13 protein-coding genes are annotated in these 17,925 nt (G+C 34.0%); all 13 read left to right on the top strand.

What is annotated here, in order from left to right:
- Nucleotides 1-34: 34 nt before the first annotated feature.
- The 13 genes from mnmE (at nucleotide 35) to ES711_RS10815 (ending at nucleotide 17,923) form a co-directional block, all read left to right on the top strand.
- Nucleotides 35-1,444 carry a tRNA uridine-5-carboxymethylaminomethyl(34) synthesis GTPase MnmE gene (mnmE, locus tag ES711_RS10755; protein ID WP_146893297.1) on the top strand — a complete coding sequence of 470 codons (1,410 nt, stop codon included), beginning with the start codon at nucleotides 35-37 and terminating at the stop codon, nucleotides 1,442-1,444.
- A 424-nt stretch (nucleotides 1,445-1,868) separates the two neighbouring features.
- Nucleotides 1,869-3,431: a type I restriction-modification system subunit M gene (locus tag ES711_RS10760; protein WP_146893298.1), complete on the top strand. Its 1,563-nt coding sequence runs from the start codon at nucleotides 1,869-1,871 to the stop codon at nucleotides 3,429-3,431.
- A gap of 2 nt (nucleotides 3,432-3,433) precedes the next feature.
- Complete coding sequence (locus ES711_RS10765) at nucleotides 3,434-5,377, top strand: RNA-binding domain-containing protein (protein WP_146893299.1); 1,944 nt, start codon at nucleotides 3,434-3,436, stop codon at nucleotides 5,375-5,377.
- 58 nt (nucleotides 5,378-5,435) lie between these two features.
- The gene (locus ES711_RS10770) at nucleotides 5,436-6,617 is read left to right on the top strand and encodes a restriction endonuclease subunit S (RefSeq protein ID WP_146893300.1); all 1,182 of its coding nucleotides are present in this window, start codon (nucleotides 5,436-5,438) and stop codon (nucleotides 6,615-6,617) included.
- Between the two features lie 77 nt (nucleotides 6,618-6,694).
- The gene (locus ES711_RS10775; RefSeq protein ID WP_146893301.1) at nucleotides 6,695-7,723 is read left to right on the top strand and encodes a CBASS cGAMP-activated phospholipase; all 1,029 of its coding nucleotides are present in this window, start codon (nucleotides 6,695-6,697) and stop codon (nucleotides 7,721-7,723) included.
- On the top strand, nucleotides 7,716-8,726 hold the full coding sequence (locus ES711_RS10780) for a CBASS cGAMP synthase (protein ID WP_146893302.1): 1,011 nt from the start codon (nucleotides 7,716-7,718) through the stop codon (nucleotides 8,724-8,726). The genes ES711_RS10775 and ES711_RS10780 overlap by 8 nt, the downstream gene beginning before the upstream one ends.
- Nucleotides 8,726-10,420: an E2/UBC family protein gene (locus tag ES711_RS10785; protein ID WP_146893303.1), complete on the top strand. Its 1,695-nt coding sequence runs from the start codon at nucleotides 8,726-8,728 to the stop codon at nucleotides 10,418-10,420. Before ES711_RS10780 ends, ES711_RS10785 begins: the two co-directional genes overlap by 1 nt.
- A 5-nt stretch (nucleotides 10,421-10,425) precedes the next feature.
- Nucleotides 10,426-10,896 carry a Mov34/MPN/PAD-1 family protein gene (locus ES711_RS10790; RefSeq protein WP_146893304.1) on the top strand — a complete coding sequence of 157 codons (471 nt, stop codon included), beginning with the start codon at nucleotides 10,426-10,428 and terminating at the stop codon, nucleotides 10,894-10,896.
- A 509-nt stretch (nucleotides 10,897-11,405) separates the two neighbouring features.
- On the top strand, nucleotides 11,406-11,579 hold the full coding sequence (locus ES711_RS16615; protein ID WP_170245264.1) for an HTH domain-containing protein: 174 nt from the start codon (nucleotides 11,406-11,408) through the stop codon (nucleotides 11,577-11,579).
- Complete coding sequence (locus ES711_RS10800) at nucleotides 11,576-14,719, top strand: type I restriction endonuclease subunit R (protein WP_146893306.1); 3,144 nt, start codon at nucleotides 11,576-11,578, stop codon at nucleotides 14,717-14,719. The genes ES711_RS16615 and ES711_RS10800 overlap by 4 nt, the downstream gene beginning before the upstream one ends.
- Before the next feature lie 641 nt (nucleotides 14,720-15,360).
- On the top strand, nucleotides 15,361-15,819 hold the full coding sequence (locus tag ES711_RS10805; protein WP_146893307.1) for a mobile mystery protein A: 459 nt from the start codon (nucleotides 15,361-15,363) through the stop codon (nucleotides 15,817-15,819).
- Entirely contained in the window at nucleotides 15,810-16,406 is a 597-nt protein-coding gene (locus tag ES711_RS10810) for a mobile mystery protein B (RefSeq protein WP_146893308.1), read from the top strand. Before ES711_RS10805 ends, ES711_RS10810 begins: the two co-directional genes overlap by 10 nt.
- A gap of 314 nt (nucleotides 16,407-16,720) precedes the next feature.
- Nucleotides 16,721-17,923 carry a hypothetical protein gene (locus ES711_RS10815; RefSeq protein ID WP_246139178.1) on the top strand — a complete coding sequence of 401 codons (1,203 nt, stop codon included), beginning with the start codon at nucleotides 16,721-16,723 and terminating at the stop codon, nucleotides 17,921-17,923.
- The last annotated feature ends 2 nt before the right edge of the window (nucleotides 17,924-17,925 follow it).

Here is a 17,925-nt window from a genome sequence, read left to right on the forward strand (position 1 = left end):
TTCCATAAAACGTTTTAGTAAAAAATCTCAAAGTATGATTTCAAATGACACTATTGTAGCATTGGCAACACCTTCTGGCAGTGGTGCAATTGCGATTATCCGACTTTCAGGACAAGACGCCATCACTATAGGGTCAAAATTCTTTAGATCGGTTTCCAGCAAAACATTAGCTGCACAAAAATCGCATACCGTTCACTTGGGGCATATTGTTGACGAGCCTCGCATAATTGATGAGGTTTTGGTGACTATTTTCAAAAATCCACACTCGTACACAGGCGAAAATGTGATTGAAATTTCCTGCCACGGTAGTTTATACATTCAGCAGGAAATCATCCAACTTTTTCTTAAGAATGGGTGCCGAATGGCAAATGCGGGAGAATTTACTTTGCGAGCGTTTTTGAACGGAAAACTAGATCTAAGCCAGGCTGAAGCAGTTGCCGATTTAATTGCGAGTGATAGCGAAGCCTCCCATAAAATTGCGATGCAACAAATGCGTGGTGGATTTAGTAATGAGATCAAAAATTTACGGGATGAGTTGTTGAATTTTGCCAGTTTGATTGAATTGGAACTCGATTTTGCAGAAGAAGATGTCGAATTTGCCAATCGCGATGAATTCTATAAGCTCATCACCAGAATAATTCACGTGTTAAAACGATTGATCGATTCTTTCGCCGTGGGGAACGTTATCAAAAACGGAATTCCTGTGGCGATTGTAGGAGAACCAAATGTTGGGAAATCGACTTTGTTGAATGCATTACTCAATGAAGAACGCGCTATTGTTTCTGAAATAGCAGGAACAACCCGAGATACTATTGAAGATGAAATCATCATAGGCGGGATGGCATTCCGATTTATCGATACAGCGGGTATTAGAGAAACCGAAGATATTGTAGAAAGCATCGGGATCAAGAAAACTTTTGAAAAAATTGAACAGGCCCAAGTGGTATTACTTTTAGTCAGCAGTATTCAGTTGGCACTAGGCACTGACGCTGTAAAAAGTATTATCTTCGAAATCGAGAAAATCAAGAATAAATTCCCCCAAAAACAACTGATTGTCATCCTCAATAAAATTGATCAGGTTGCAGCTGACGAACTTTCAGATGTCATCAAGCACCTCACACCTCATGCTTCCCAACTTATTCCAATTTCTGCTAAAACGGGGTTTGGGGTAGAGCAACTCACAGATACACTTCTAAATTTAATCAATACAGGAGCCCTTAGAAACAATGAAACCATTGTGACCAACACGCGCCATTATGATGCACTCTTAAAAGCCTTTGAAGAAATTCAGAAGGTAAAATATGGCTTAGATTCTGAGCTATCTGGCGATTTATTAGCCATTGATATCCGACAAGCACTTCTGCATTTTGGTGAAATTACCGGAGAGATTACCAATGATGATTTATTGGGGAATATTTTTGCTAATTTTTGTATTGGGAAGTAGGAGAGGAAATTATTGTTTGTTTAAAGTTTATAACTAAATGGTTTTCAGTTCATTAATGGAATAATATTTTTGTCTATATTAATTTTAGCATTAAATTTGTACTCCATTTTTAAATTAAGGAGTACATATGTATGCCATTCTTCAAACGGGCTAATGAAAAAATTAATGCAAAAGAAATTGTTATGAAAGCTGGTTTTAGAAAAACAACTGATGGTTTTAAACTATGACTAACTAAGTGCCAAAAAAATTCTAAAATCAATTAAACCGCTACTATGCGGTTTTTTTGTTTCTAAGAAGAAAAGTATAGTTTTCTTTCTCTTTTCACTAGCTGAATTCAATCGCATTTCCAATTTCCTTTGGCTTCTTATGTTTGGTTTTCCTACATTTACAGTTAAGCTAAAAATTACCCTAACCAATCTATTACATGGCTAAAAAAGTCCAGACTAAAAGTACTGAGGAAATCCTATGGGATTCTGCAAATAAATTACGCGGTTCTGTAGAACCATCCGAGTATAAACACGTTGTATTAAGTTTAATCTTCTTGAAGTTTGCCGATGATAAATTTCAAAGACGACAACAAGAATTGATTGCTGATGGCAAAGCACAGTTTTTGGATATGCCATCATTTTATCAAGCCGAAAATGTATTCTATTTACCACTTGAAGCCCGATGGTCTTACATCATGGAGCACGCCAAGCAAGAGGATGTGACGCTTAAAGTTGATGCGGCTTTAAAACTGATTGAGCAAAACAATAAAGCCTTAGAAGGCGCTTTACCTGACAACTACTTCTCACGCTTGGGATTAGATCAATCCAAATTTTCTGCGTTATTAGATACTATTAATAATATCGACACCCTCAAAGACGAAAGTCAAGATGTGATTGGGCGTGTATATGAATACTTCCTTAGCAAGTTCGCTATTGCAGAAGGTAAAGGAAAAGGGGAGTTTTATACTCCGAAATCTATTGTGAATCTGATTGCCGAAATGATTGAGCCTTACAAAGGCAAAATCTATGACCCATCCTGTGGCTCTGGAGGGATGTTTGTACAGTCTTTAAAGTTTATAGACAAACACCAAGGCGATAAAAAAGATGTGTCGATATACGGACAAGAATTGACCAATACCACCTATAAACTTGCTAAGATGAATTTGGCGATTCGTGGTATCTCTGGGAATTTAGGCGCAAAAGCAGCCGATACGTTTAACGACGATCAGCACAAGACCTTGAAAGCTGATTATATCATGGCGAATCCACCTTTTAATTTAAAAGATTGGCGTGCCGAAAACGAATTAACCGACGACCCGCGTTGGGCGGGTTATGAAGTGCCACCAAAATCCAATGCCAACTACGCTTGGATTTTAACGATGATTGCGAAGCTATCTGATAATGGTGTTGCAGGTTTTATCTTGGCAAATGGCGCCTTATCTGGCGGAGGCGATGAATACAAAATCAGAAAACAAATCTTAGAAAATGACTTGGTAGAAGCTGTTGCTATTTTGCCACAGGATATGTTTTACTCCACCAACATTTCAGTAACGCTTTGGATCTTAAACAAAAATAAAAAACAAAGAGCGTTTAAAGTCAACGACGGCATTAAAAATTACCGTGATCGTCAGCATGAAGTGCTATTCATCGATTTGCGCCAAAAAGGCGAACCCTTTGAAAAGAAATTCACGCAGTTTTCAGAAACTGAGATCGAAAACATTGCTTTAAATTATCATAATTGGCAACAAGATAGTTGGAAAGAAACCTATCAAGATATTCCTGAATATACATATACTGCTACTTTAGAAGAGATCCGCAAGAAAGATTACTCCTTAGTACCAAGTAAATATATCGAATTTGTAAACCGCGATGAACAGTTGGATTATGGTACGCAAATGCAAACCTTACAATCGGAATTAAAAGGTTTGTTTGAGCAGGAAAAGCAATTGAAAGAAGAGGTTGAAAGTGTGTTTGAAAGTTTAGGATATAAAATTGGTTAGTGATGAAAGAACAACAATTAAATTTATTCGATTTTGAGGATACTTATTCCTTGTTCTCTTTATTAGATAATGAATTTTTACCTAATGAATACTTTGAAGTCGAGTACAAATCTGGTAAAGGAGGTTTTCCTAAAGAACTTTGGAAAACCTATTCTGCTTTTGCAAATACTAATACTGGAATTATTGTAATTGGTATAAAAGAAAATAGAGGAGGTTTTGACATTGAAGGCTTAAGCGATGAACAAATAGAAAATTATAAAAGACAGTTTTGGGATGGATGTAATAATCCAAACACAATTAGTCGTAATATATTATCGAATGATGATGTTCGGGTCGTGGAGCTAAAAGGTCGAAAACTTCTAGGTTTAAGAATTCCATTTGCAAACAGGACTGAGAGGCCTGTATATCTTACTCGAAATCCATTTGGCAATACGTATAAAAGAAATTACGAAGGTGATTATAGATGTACGGAAAATGAGGTTAAGAGAATGTTGGCCGACTCAAGTTCAGAGCTTCAACTTGATGCGTTGATTTTAGAACATTTCACTATTGAAGACTTAGATCCTACAAGTATTCGCCATTTCAGACAGCTATTCGCATCTTCTAGATCTGGACATCCGTGGCATGCCTTAGAAGATGGCGAATTGTTGAGAAAAATTGGCGCCTATAGAGTAGATAGAAAATCAAGAAAGGAAGGAATTACTTTAGCTGGGCTTTTAATGTTCGGTAAAGAGGATAGTATAAAAGATCAGGATGCGCTATCAGATTACTTTCCTGATTATAGAGAGCGATTGACAACCGATGAAAAGATCAGATGGACAGATCGTATTTATCCAGATGGCACTTGGGAGTGTAATTTATTGCAATTTTATCTTAAAGTATGGCCGAAAATCTCCTCGACTTTACCAAAACCTTTTCAGTTAAAAAACGATGAAAGGGTTGATGAAACTCCCACTCATATTGCTCTGCGTGAAGCTTTTGTTAATGCCATTGTACATACAGATTATTCTTTAAGTGGGAATATTATTATTGAGTTAGATACTGAAAAATTTGTTTTTTCTAACCCAGGAACATTATTGATTTCCCTACAACAATACTATGCAGGTGGCATTAGTGAGTGTAGAAACCCTTCCTTGCAGCAAATGTTTATGTTGATTGGTCGAGCGGAAAAGGCAGGAAGTGGTGTGGACAAGATTATGACAGGATGGAGAGATTCTCATTGGAGAAAACCCTTTTTGGAGTTGGAAGGTCAACCAGATCGCGTAAAGCTAACCTTGCCAATGTTTAGCGTTATTCCAGATGCGACTTTACAGGAACTTGAAACCATTTTTGACTCTGTAGGCAACCTAACTCCAGACGAGCTAACTGCTTTATCTTTTTGCTTAATTGAGGGTTCTATTTCTAACCAACGTCTGCAATATGTATTAAATATGCATAGTACAGACATTACCAACTTGTTGAAAAAACTATGCACAGATGGCTATTTAGAATCTGACAAGAATGGCCGATGGACTATTTATAAAGTAAAGACAAAGGTTGACACCTCAAGCCAAAAGGTATCAACCTTAGGCAGAAAGGTTGACACCTCAGTAAAGGTCGCAATCTCCATAGAAGACACTAACAGTAGTGGGTTTACAAATAAAAAGCTTGCAACCTCGGATAGAAAGGTTGACACCTCTGATAGAAAGGTTGACACCTCAAAAAAGATGGCAACGCGATTAAGCAGAGAAGATTTAGAGAAAGAGATTATTACTATCTGTTCACAAGATTATTTGTCAATGGAGGAAGTTGCGAATCAACTCGGCAAGTCAATTGATTATCTAAAGAATAAGATTTTTCCAGACATGATAAAAAATGGCAAATTGAAAAAACGCTATCCATTTACTCATAATCATCCTAATCAAGGTTATAAAGCCAACGATGAGCATTTAGAGGATGAGAACTAATTTGAAAAATGAAGTTTTTAAAAAGTCATTTTTTAAATACCCTCATAAAAACGAAACCATGAACGAAGGTTATAGGAAAATAGGAGATTTAATACAGTTGGTTGATATCCGGAATAAAGACTTATCAATTACTCATTTGGTTGGATTAACTATAAATAAAATGTTCATTCCTTCTGTGGCAAACACTATTGGCACCGATATGACTAAGTATAAAATCATTCGGAAAAATCAGTTTGCGTGTAGCACCATGCAAGTAAGAAGGGATAAGAAAATGCCAGTTGCATTATTAAAGGAATTTGATGAGGCAATAATCTCTCAAGCATATCCAGTATTTGAAGTTAAAAATGAAAACGAAGTACTACCAGATTATTTAATGCTTTGGTTTACACGTTCAGAATTTGATCGTGAAGCTTGTTTTAATGCTGTTGGTGGCGTAAGAGGAAGTTTGGAATGGGAAGATTTTTGTAATATGGAACTTCCAATTCCTTCCATAGAAAAGCAACAAGAACTTGTTGTGCAATACCAATCCATTAGCAATAAAATAAAAGTCAATGAGCTAATTTGTGAAAAGCTAGAAGCTACGGCGCAAACTTTGTATAGACAGTGGTTTGTAGATTTTGAGTTTCCTAATGCAGATGGGGAACCGTATAGCTCCTCGGGTGGTGCGATGGTGTTTGATGAGGATTTGGATAAGGAGATTCCTCAAGCATGGGGAATGAAGAGTTTAGGATCGATAACATCGTTAATCACAGATGGGAAGCATGGGAATTCAAAAGATGAATGGAGGTCGGGTTATTATTTTATCAGTGCTAAAGATATTAATAATGAAGTAATAAACTATTCTAATGCAAGAGAAATATCGAGAACTGACTTTACAGAAACCCACAATAGAACTAATTTAAAAGATGGCGATACATTAATAACAAATAGTGGTACAATTGGTAAGCTCGCGTATATATATCCTAATGATATTAATTCTAGAACAACTTTTCAAAAAAGTGTTGCTATTTTAAAACCTATATCAGAGATTAATTCACTTTTCTTTTTTCAGAGCATTAAATTTTCCGTTAAAGATTTAATTAATTTGGCAGGAGGTTCTACTCAATCAAATTTATTATTAGGGGATATCAAAAATTTCAAAATTCTTAAACCAACTCGAGAAATAGAGAACCTCTATATAGAAAAAACCTCTGGTGCTTGTAAATTGTCTTTTAGTTTAAAAACCCAAAATGTTAACTAGGTCAACTTCAATCCTTGCTATTGTCGCGTTTGGCGACTTTAGGGGGTTAACTAGCCTACTAATTAGAAACTTGAAATATGGAAGAAAAGAAAATTTTCAAAATACTTTCGATAGATGGAGGAGGAATTAAAGGGCTTTATTCAGCCAGAATTCTTGATAAATTTGAAAAAAAATTCAATTGTAAAGTTTCGGATCATTTTGATATGATTTGTGGAACTTCGACTGGTGGTTTAATAGCTTTAGCTCTGTCGAGTAAAATTTCAGCCAAAGATATTTGTCAGTTTTATGAAGCGAAGGGGGAGATTATATTTCCGAAACATAAAGAAATTAAAATACCCTTTATCGGAAAAATAAATAAAGGCTTTTGGAAGCAAATCGCATTTGGGGGTAAATATTCTAATGAAGGTTTAAAAAAATCTTTAGAAGAAATTTTTGGAGAAAGAGAAATCGGGGATTCTAATAACTTACTTTGTATACCAAGCTATTCGATTACAGAAGCTAAACCAAAAGTTTTTAAATATGATCATAAGCAAGGAGATTTGTCAAGAGATAATAAAGCCAAAATGTTAGATATAGCATTGGCGACTTCTGCAGCACCAACTTACTTTCCTATGGCAGAAATACCTTTATACAATAATGAGCAATTTGTAGATGGAGGGGTTTGGGCAAATAATCCAACGTTAGTAGGACTATTAGAGGCTCTAAATTGTTTTGTTGGCAAAGGAAAAGCATATGATAAAATAAGTATTCTGTCACTAAGTAGCCTGAGTATTACCGGTGGAAAACCTACTGGTTTAAAAAATGAAAGATCATTTAAGGATTGGGGCGCTGATTTATTTGAAACATCTATGAATGGGCAAGCGTTTTTTTCTGATTTCTTTATGACTAAAGTAAAAGAGATTGCTGATGTTGAAATTGATTATCTGCGAATTCCCTCTGCTAGTGTTTCCAAAGAACAAGAAAGTTTGATACAACTTGATATTGCAAACGAGAAAGCTTTTCAATTAATGAAAATTAAAGCTGATGACCAAGCATTAATATTTGAAAAAACTAAAGAGATAGAATATTATTTTACAACTCCTAAAACTTATATAATAAATGGCTGATTTACATTCAACTTTTACTGAATTTGATGGAACAATTAGATTACCCTCACAGAAAAAGGATACTTTGAGAGGTTCTAGAAATTCAATTAGAAAAGATATCAAAAAATATTTTGACGAAAAAAGAGATAAACACACTGTTAGTTTTAAAGGACAAGGTTCTTATATGATGAACACGACTATAAAACCTATTTCAAGTGAGTACGATCTTGATGATGGTGTATATATTTTTGGTAAAGAAGAAGACAGGCCGAACGTTCAAACTGCTCATAATTGGATATTTAATGCTGTTAAAAACAGAACAAGTTCAGAATCTTTAGATAAAAACACTTGTGTACGCGTAATTTACAAAAGTGATTACCATGTTGACTTGCCTATTTATTATAAGACGGATAATTCCAATGATGAATATGCATTAGATGATGAAATTCCTGAATTAGCTCATTTATCTAAAGGCTGGATACAAAGTGATCCTTACGCATTTAAAAAGTGGTTTGATGAGCAAGCTAAAAGTAGGTCACAATTAAAAAGAATTGTTAGGTATTTAAAGGCTTGGTCAGATAAAAAACAAAATGATAATTTTAGTTTGCGATTTCCTAGTGGAATGGTATTTACTATTCTAGCTTCTAATTATTTAGTTGAAAATGAAAGAGATGATATTTCTTTATTAGAAACCTTAAAAAGTATACAATCAAATATTGATAACACAAGATTTAACTTTGCGTCTTACGAGTGTTTTAGACCGACTGTCGATAAAAATGAAAATCTTTTAGATAGATATTCTGCCGACACCACAAAATCCAACTTTCTAAATGCTTTAGATTCGTTTATAAAATCTGGAGAACAAGCGATAGAGTTACAATCTAAAAAGGATGCATGTGCTAAATGGCAAAAACATTTAGGAAATCGTTTTCCATGTTTGTCAATAAATGAAGATAAATCGAATTCTTCAGCTAGAGTTTTCTCTAGTCCCGACCAACTAAGTTTTGATAATAAATCAGCATAATGTCAGTCGACGAAGTATATAAAATAGTTTCAAAAACCGAAGATGCTAGAATTGTATCGTTTAAAGATATTGAAGCTAATATATCTTTAAAAAAATACGATCAAGTTATTTCAATAGACACTGAATTATCTTTAAAGGAAGGTTTAACAATGATTCAATTATATATTGCTTTTAAGGAACCACTCTCGGTTAATCTTCCAAAGGTGTATATAGATGAAAAATGTTATGATAAACTTAAATATATACCCCATGTAAATCAAGACTTAAGCATTTGTATTATTGATGAAAGTGAAAATTATTCTTTTAAAATAGATGATTTACCTAGAATTACTCTTGATTTAATTATTAGAGCAAAAGCGATACTCAGAGATAAAGATGATGGAGGTTATTGTGTAGATGAATTTGGAAGAGAGTTTTCTGCTTATTGGGATATTAGTTATAATGAAAAAACAGAGGTACAGGAAATTGGGCTTAGCCTTATAGATTTTGATAATTTTAAGAACATAAAAGCTGTAAAGCTCTTAAATAAGTTCGGGCGTTATCAATATGTAGTTTACAATTTAGACAATGAGTTTAGGCTATTTGAAAACTACTTAAAATTAAAAGGTGTGAATTTTGAAGAAATATCGGTTTTCATTTCAGAATACAGTAATGTTATTCCTCCATTTAGAATAAATTACAAAGAATCATTGTCATATTTAAAAGATATAAATGATTTTAAACTCAAAGTAAACAAATTTTCAAGTAAAGAATTTCTAGTTGTTTTTAAAGGAATTTATAAAGAATTATTTGGATGGACTTATTTAAGTATAGGTCAGAAGATCAAAGGATTTAGACAGATGTCTAATTGGCAATATTTGAATTCCAATATTTCTAGTGTAAAAACGGTAAGTAGAATAAGTTTCTCTAATATATCTCCCAATAGATTAGATGAAAGAACGTCAGGAGAAGTGATAAAGCGAGAACTTTCAGTTGCAATTATAGGACTCGGAAGTGTAGGATCAAATCTATTACATTTTTTAATGAGATATCCTTTTTCTAAATATTTTCTAATTGATCCAGATATATTGAAAGTTGAAAATGTCTTTAGGAACAATTTTGGATTTAATTTTATAGCAGGTTTTAAAACTAAAATTTCTGAATATAACATTTTATCAAAAAATCCATTTACCGAAGTGCAAACTAAAGAAAAGGATATTTGTAATATTTTAAAAATAGACCCTGTAATTCTGGAAAATTATGATTTAAGGTTTATTGTATTGGGAATTGCTAGGATAGAGAAGTATATTCTTCAACATCTAATTTCTATAGGATCAACAAAGCCAATAATATTATTATGGGTGGAACCATATTTAGCAAGCGGTCAATTGGTTTATGTAAAACCTGAAGATTTTCAAAAAGGAATTGAATTGGTAGAGGACTACGCTTATCATGTAATAGAAAGAGGACAAAATCTTTTAAAAAAAGAGGGATCTTGCCAGACAGGCTACATGCCATATTCAGATATGAATTTAACTTTGTTTTTAAGTAGTGTAAATCCTTTTTTGCATGAACTATTAGTGCAAAATATAACAATGAGTTCTAAGGTTTTTTCTTGGATTGGAGATATTAATTATATTGATAGTTTGCAAATACAAGTATCAGATAGCTATTCTAAAAGCGATAGTTTTAAATTGATTGAACATGAAATATAATCACGATGGAATTTATTTTACCCAAATATAACTTGCATTTAAATGAGAATGTGTTACAAATATTCTATAATTATATACAGAAAAAACATGATGCTAAAGAGGCTGGAGGAGTTTTGACAGGTAAAATTTATCATGAATTAATTAAAATTCTGAATTGCTCTGAGCCAACTTGTTTGGATTATCGATCAAAATACAATTTTAACAGGTCACATAATTCTGCACAGATTTTTATTAATAAAATGTTTCATGAATCAAATGGAGAAGAAATTTATCTTGGAGAATGGCATACACATCCCGAAGATATTCCAACACCATCACAGCTTGACATTACGAGTTTTATAAAGACAGTTTCTAAGAATAAATTGAATTCTAATGTACATTATATGATTATAATAGGAAGGACTAAAAGCTATTTGGGAGTTTATACTAATGGAGTTAAAACGCATGAAATTAACTTTGATAATATTAAACTATAAATAAAGCCTCAAATAATATTGATTAATTGAATCGTAAGAGACCACAAAATTAATTTCAAAAACGTTTCTAAAAAACATGAAACCATTGAATTAAATATAACATTGATAGTTTACAAGAGTAATTAAATAATCAGTATAGATTCAGAAAGAAATAATATTAATTTATCATGCCTGAAAACAAATATAGAATACAAACAACAAATGACGCCAGAGTTAGAAAAGGAAGTGGTCTTCTTTCTAAACTATAATGAAGGTGGTGTTGTCTATATGCCGAACAAGACATCGAACATGACACCGAACAAGTTATCAAACAAGGTGAGATAAATAACAATATTCAGCAAATTCATAAAAAATTTGGCTCAATAGCTAACCGACTTTATATTTCTTCAATTGAAAATAAAGAATTTATAGAAAGCAACTATCCTTTGTTCACTCGATTTAGAAGCTATGTTCGGAAAAGCTTCGGGAAAGCTTCGGATAGCAAAATTATTAATCAGGAAATGACTTTAATGCTTATCATTTTAGAATCGAAAATAACAGCAAATGAAATTGCACAAATCTTGGACGTATCTTCTCGGACATCTGAAAAACATATTCAAAAATTAAGGGAAGCTCATTTAATTAAAAGAATAGGTTGTAAAGAAGATGTTTGGCAGATTGTAAAACAGCAAAAAACAACATGAAATACACCGAATCTAAACTAGAACAATCGTTCATAGAGCTACTTCAAGCGGAAGGATATACTTATGTTTCTGGACAAGATATAGCCCGTAAAAACAATCAAGAGGTACTAATTAGTGACGACTTGTCTCGTTTCTTATTACAACAACACCCTGATTTAGAACCCATAGAAATTGAAGCCTTGATCAATGAATTGGCATTTCAGTCGCATTCCAACTTATATGACAGCAACAAATACATTTGTAAGTTGGTGGCTGATGGATTGATCTTCAAACGTCATAATCCTTTAAAGAAAGACATTCACGTACGTTATGTTGATGTGAATCCAGAAACTTGTCAGGATAATAATGTGTATAAGGTTGTCAGCCAGTTTGAAATTTATGGCAATCATTTACGCATTCCTGATTTGATTTTATACATCAATGGTATTCCCTTGGTGGTATTTGAGTTAAAGACCGTTATCGAGGAAGAGATTAAAATCAAAGACGCTTATGACCAATTGACCATTCGTTACCGTAGAGATATTCCAGAGTTATTAAAATACAATGCTTTTTTAGTGATCAGTGATGGCGTAAATACAAAGTCCGGAACTTTATTTTCGCCTTATGAATTCTTTTATGCTTGGAATAAAATTACAGGCTATGAAAAAAAAGCCTTGGATGGTATTCCTTCCATGTTTGCATTGATTCAAGGGATGCTCAATCGTAAGCGCTTGGTAAATATCCTACATCATTTTATTTTATTTCCAGACAACAGTAAACGTGAAACTAAAATATTGGCACGCTATCCACAATATTATGCAGGCCTTAAATTGTATGATAATATTGTATTGCATCAAAAGCCAAAAGGCGATGGAAAAGGAGGAACCTACTTTGGTGCCACAGGTTGTGGAAAGAGTTTTACCATGTTGTTTTTGTCGCGCCTTTTAATGCGTTCTACTAAAATGGCGAGTCCAACAATTATCATTATTTCCGACCGAACCGACCTGGACGATCAGTTGTCGAAGGATTTTACGAATGCCAAATCTTTTATTGGCGATGATCAAATTGTCAATATTGAATCGCGCGTGCATCTTCGAAGGTTATTAAAAGATAGAGAAAGTGGTGGTGTGTTTTTAACTACGGTGCAAAAGTTTTCCGAGGATACTGAAGTATTGACCGCGCGAAATAATGTGATTTGTATTTCTGATGAAGCCCACCGTTCGCAAGTTAATTTAGACTTGAATGTCAAAATTGATGAAAGAGGCGTTCGTAAATCTTACGGTTTTGCCAAGTATTTACACGATTCCTTGCCTAATGCCACCTATGTTGGTTTTACAGGAACACCAATCGATAAAACCTTGGATGTGTTTGGAGATATTGTGGATGCCTATACCATGTTAGAGTCGGTCATTGATGAGATTACAGTACGATTGGTTTATGAAGGACGTGCAGCACGTATCAATTTAGATAGCAATAAAGTTCAAGAAATAGAAGATTATTACGAACAATGTGTGGCAGAAGGCGCTTCAGAATATCACATTGAAGCCAGTCAAAAAGCCATTGCTAAAATGGAAGTAGTTTTGGGCGATTCCGACCGTATTAAAGCCATTGCAAAAGATTTTGTGACCCATTATGAAGGACGAATTGACGAAAAAGCGAGTGTAGCCGGTAAAGCCATGTTTGTTTGTGCTTCTAGAGAAATTGCCTATAAGTTATTTCAGGAAGTGGTTTTCCTCAGACCAGAATGGAACACCCCACAGATGGACGAGAGTTTGTCGGACGAAGAAAAGAAAAAGATCAAACCGATTGAGCGGATCAAAATGGTGATGACGCGCAATCAAGATGATGAACTTGAACAATACAATTTATTAGGTACAAAGGAAGATCGTAAGGAGTTAGACCGTCAGTTTAAGGAACGACATTCTAATTTTAAGATTGCCATCGTTGTAGATATGTGGCTCACAGGATTTGATGTGCCATTTTTGGATACGATTTATATTGATAAGCCTTTACAGACACATAATTTAATTCAAACCATATCACGTGTGAACCGTAAGTATGAAGGAAAGAACAAAGGTTTGGTGGTCGATTATATCGGCATTAAAAAGAATATGAAGCAAGCCTTGGGAATGTATAACCAGTATGCAGAGGATGACTTTGAAGATGTTGACAAAGCCATTATTTTGGTAAAAGATCAAGTGGATTTATTAAGTCGTTTCTTTCATAAATTTGATTCTACAGATTATTTTAATGGCTCAGCTTTAGAACAGCTCCATTGCTTAAACCGAGCCGCCGAGTTGGTGCTGATGAATGAAAAGTCAGAACAATTTTTTGTTGAAGTCACTAAGAAACTAAAATCGGCTTATAATTTATGTTGTAGTGCCAACGCATTCACAACCGATGAAGTTGATGAGATTCACTTCTATTTTGCCATTAAGTCTATAGTTATAAAGTTGACCAAAGGCGAAGCTCCCGATACCGAACAAATGAATTTGAAAGTGGCTAAAATGGTAGAAGAAGCGATTCTGTCGGAAGGCGTGGAGGAAATCTTTAAGTTGGATGATGAAAAGGCAAATGCCATTGATTTGTTTAGTGATCAATTTATTAATCGAATCAATGCATTGGAATTCCCGAATACGAAGATTAAAATTTTGGAACGCTTATTAAAACAAACCATTGAAGATTTCAAGAAAGTCAATAAAATCAAAGCGATAGCGTTTGGTGAACGCTTACAAAGCATCGTTCAACAATACAACGAACGGAGCGAAGTGGACTTATTAGACTATCAGAAAATCACAGAGCAGACTTCGGAGCAAATGTTAGATTTAATTTTTGCTCTGCGTCAAGAAATGGAATCTTTTGAAGGTTTGGGAATCGATTATGAAGAAAAGGCTTTTTATGATATTTTAATTGCGGTAAGAGAGCAATTTCAATTTGAATATACTGATGATAAAACATTAGAATTGGCAAAAGAAATTAAGGCCATTGTAGACGATAAGACGAAGTACACGGATTGGAGTGAACGTGAAGATATCAAAGCTGAATTAAAGATGGATATCATCGTTAAATTGGCTGAGTGTGGATATCCGCCAGTAACTATGGAAGCTGTTTATAAAAATGTGTTGGAACAGGCTGAGAATTTTAAGAGGAATAGGAGGTAGGGAGTAATTAAAACTAAGGTGAAATTCCATTTATCTAGATCTCTTAAAATCAGTTTTTGATTGACCAATTCGTCAAATAATTCACGACTTGAAATATTTAAAATTTTTCAAAGTTTTGTTGTGCTTATTTTATTCATTTTTATTAAATTTTGTAAAAATACATTGTGGAAATAACTCTATTTTACTACAAATCTAATAGTGTTTTAACAAAAGTCAAATTATTTTAGCATTTGATATCTGATAAAACGCATTACATCGATTATTTGATTTGTAATTCTCATATTATGAGCTAACGATGAGTACTAATATTTATTTTTTTTACGGAAAAATTTGATATAAAATCTCTGAAATAATATAATATTAGGATTACATTAAGGTATTAAAAGAGGTCGAAGATCATACCATAGCAATGGCTGAAATGGTACAGGATTTTAAGTTAAATACTTCTAAGAATCTAAAGGTTTAAATATTACTTCTATACAAAACATTTCTCGTCAAATCGTATGATATCATAATTCATTATCAGGGTATAACCTGACGATTTATTCAGATTAGTCAGCCTATAACCTGACAAAACACTTGGCTATGTCAGGTAATAACCTTACTTTTGATGTACGCCTGTCAGGTTAAAACTTTATGTTATGAACAAGAAAAGATTGCAAATAGAACAATTAGACCGAAAACTAAAAGGATTTAGAGAAGCAGTTCAAGTCACACAACCGACTATTGGCTGGCTCAAAACGGTAAGGGTCTCCATAGGAATGTCGCTGCAGCAAGTCGCAGATAAATTAGCAATTACCAAACAAAGTGTTCAGGAAATCGAAATAAGGGAAAAGGAAGGTAGTATTACACTAAACAGTCTAAAAGAAACAGCAAATGCACTGGATATGCAACTCGTATATGGATTGGTGCCCAAGGATGGTACTGTAGACGATTTAATAGAACGAAAAGCGAAAGAACTGGCACTGCGTATTGTTTCTCGAACCTCCAACACCATGAAGTTGGAAGATCAAGAAAACTCTAAAGAACGTATTCAAAAAGCCATCGAAGAACGCAAGGCCATCATTAAAAACGAAATGCCTAAATCTTTATGGGATTAGACTTAGAATATATCGATGGGCAAACCCCAATTGATGAAGAGGAAAAAGAGGGCTTATTAATCGAGACCATTGGTACAAAGGCTGAACTGGATGAATTTGAGCAACTCAACATAGAAGAGGCTTTACAATGGGTGTTCGGAAAAAAATTTAAACCCGAACAAGTGTTTACTGAGAAGTTTATTCGTAACCTACATAAACGTATGTATGGCAATATATGGGCTTGGGCAGGAACTTTTAGAAAATCTGATAAAAATATTGGCGTAGATAAACACCAAATTCCTATGCAACTTAAAGTGCTTTGCGATGATGCTTTGTATTGGATAGAAAACCACACATTTTCTCCTGAAGAAATAGCTATTCGTTTCAAACACCGTTTAGTAAGCATCCATTGTTTTCCTAATGGAAATGGTCGGCATAGCAGGCTAATGGCCGACATAATTATTGAAAAACTGTTTAATAAAGAACTCTTCTCTTGGGGCGCAAGCAATTTTTCTAAAGCTACCGAAACTAGAACAGCATATCTGCAAGCGGTTAAACAGGCCGACCAGAATAAGTATCAACCCCTGCTGGATTTTGCATCTTCCTAATTGTTCGTTTCAGCTATTTAAGTTATTGACAAGATGAGAGTTATAGGTGACATAGGAGAGGAGGAAAGTTAGGTTTTATTTTTTATCGAACGACTAAGACTCCAATCGTCTAAATTCATAAAGGCATATATGGACAAACTTGGCTGACATTAAAGGTAAGGATGGTTTAAGTTGCAGTAAGTCTTCCAATTTTTTAAAGCGTTTTAAGGAGAATTGTCCTTTCCTTCAGAGATTAATTTTTGTTCTGAAAAGAGCTAGTAAATCTGCTCAAATTCATAATTTGATTCTTCCTAAATATTCTTAAATTTAGCGCCATGGACATTCAATCTTTCAATGATATCAAGGAATTGCTCACTGCTCTAAAAAGGGAAGACAGACTTTTTTATGAAATGTTTGGAAAGCGAAAGTCGTTGGAGTTTAAACTTTCTTATGCTCTGGAACTGGTAGATTATGATGAAGCGCGCATAGATTATCTAGTCAAAAAGTCGGTGTTGCGGGAAAACGGAGGGCTGTTGGAGATCGATGGTCTATTTTTGGAGTTTTTTGAGCAAGTCCTTGAAGTGAATGAGGAAATTAATTTGGCCTCCATTGATGAAAATATCAAATCCATTCAGGAAAATATTGTTTACTTTTTAAATGAAAATAGCGAGCATAGAAGGCATGCCTATCTACGAGAGATAAAAAGAACTTTTCGTAAAATAGGCGTTGTAACCATCCGTAGCGTTATTGACCTGAGACGTAAAGTTGACAATACCTTTAAAAATGAGCCGAATTTTAAAAACAAGCAACTCAAATTAAAACATCTTGATGAGAAAAGAGTGATGGTAAAAAAGCTGAGTGGCCAAGCTCTTGATCTTATCAATGAAAACCAGCCCGTCTTTTTTAAAACCTCCCAAGATGAGGAATTGAAACGGATCATTACAGAGTTGAAGCTTCAGCTGAATGAATGTTCCCATAACTTGATCGAAATTGAAAAACAGATTATTGATTATCTGAATCAGATTAAGCACCAAGGCTTGTTTTTGGAGAAGCTTCGTAAATTAAAATATCTAAAGGATCATTTTACCATTGAAGCAGAAACGGATATCAAACAGCACTTAGCAAAAAGCAATTCCTTAATTTTTGAACGAAGATTGGGCGAACCTCTTAATCTTTCATTGGATTTTATTCTCAATGAAGAAAGGGCTTTTGCATCCATTAAGAAAGTTGCTAAAAATTATAAATCCAGAACACACATCGTTCCCGAGCTTGCAGAAACTATTGCAACCGATTTTCTTGAAAATAATGTGGAGCAAGAAATCATGATCAATCTGGAGGAGGTACGAAATCATTTTTTGGCCACAGGCGATAATCTGTTCAACTTTATCGTAAACTACAACTTTAACAAGGAGGTCGGTTTTGAGGAACGGGTTACAGTATATTGTCAACTTGTGTCCATTTATGATCAGGAATTCATGATTACCAATGAATTTGAAAATTTTAATGGTGTGGAATACGCTATGGTTTATCCTAAATAAAT

It is taken from the genome of Gelidibacter salicanalis, assembly GCF_007997285.1.
GTDB lineage: Bacteria > Bacteroidota > Bacteroidia > Flavobacteriales > Flavobacteriaceae > Gelidibacter > Gelidibacter salicanalis.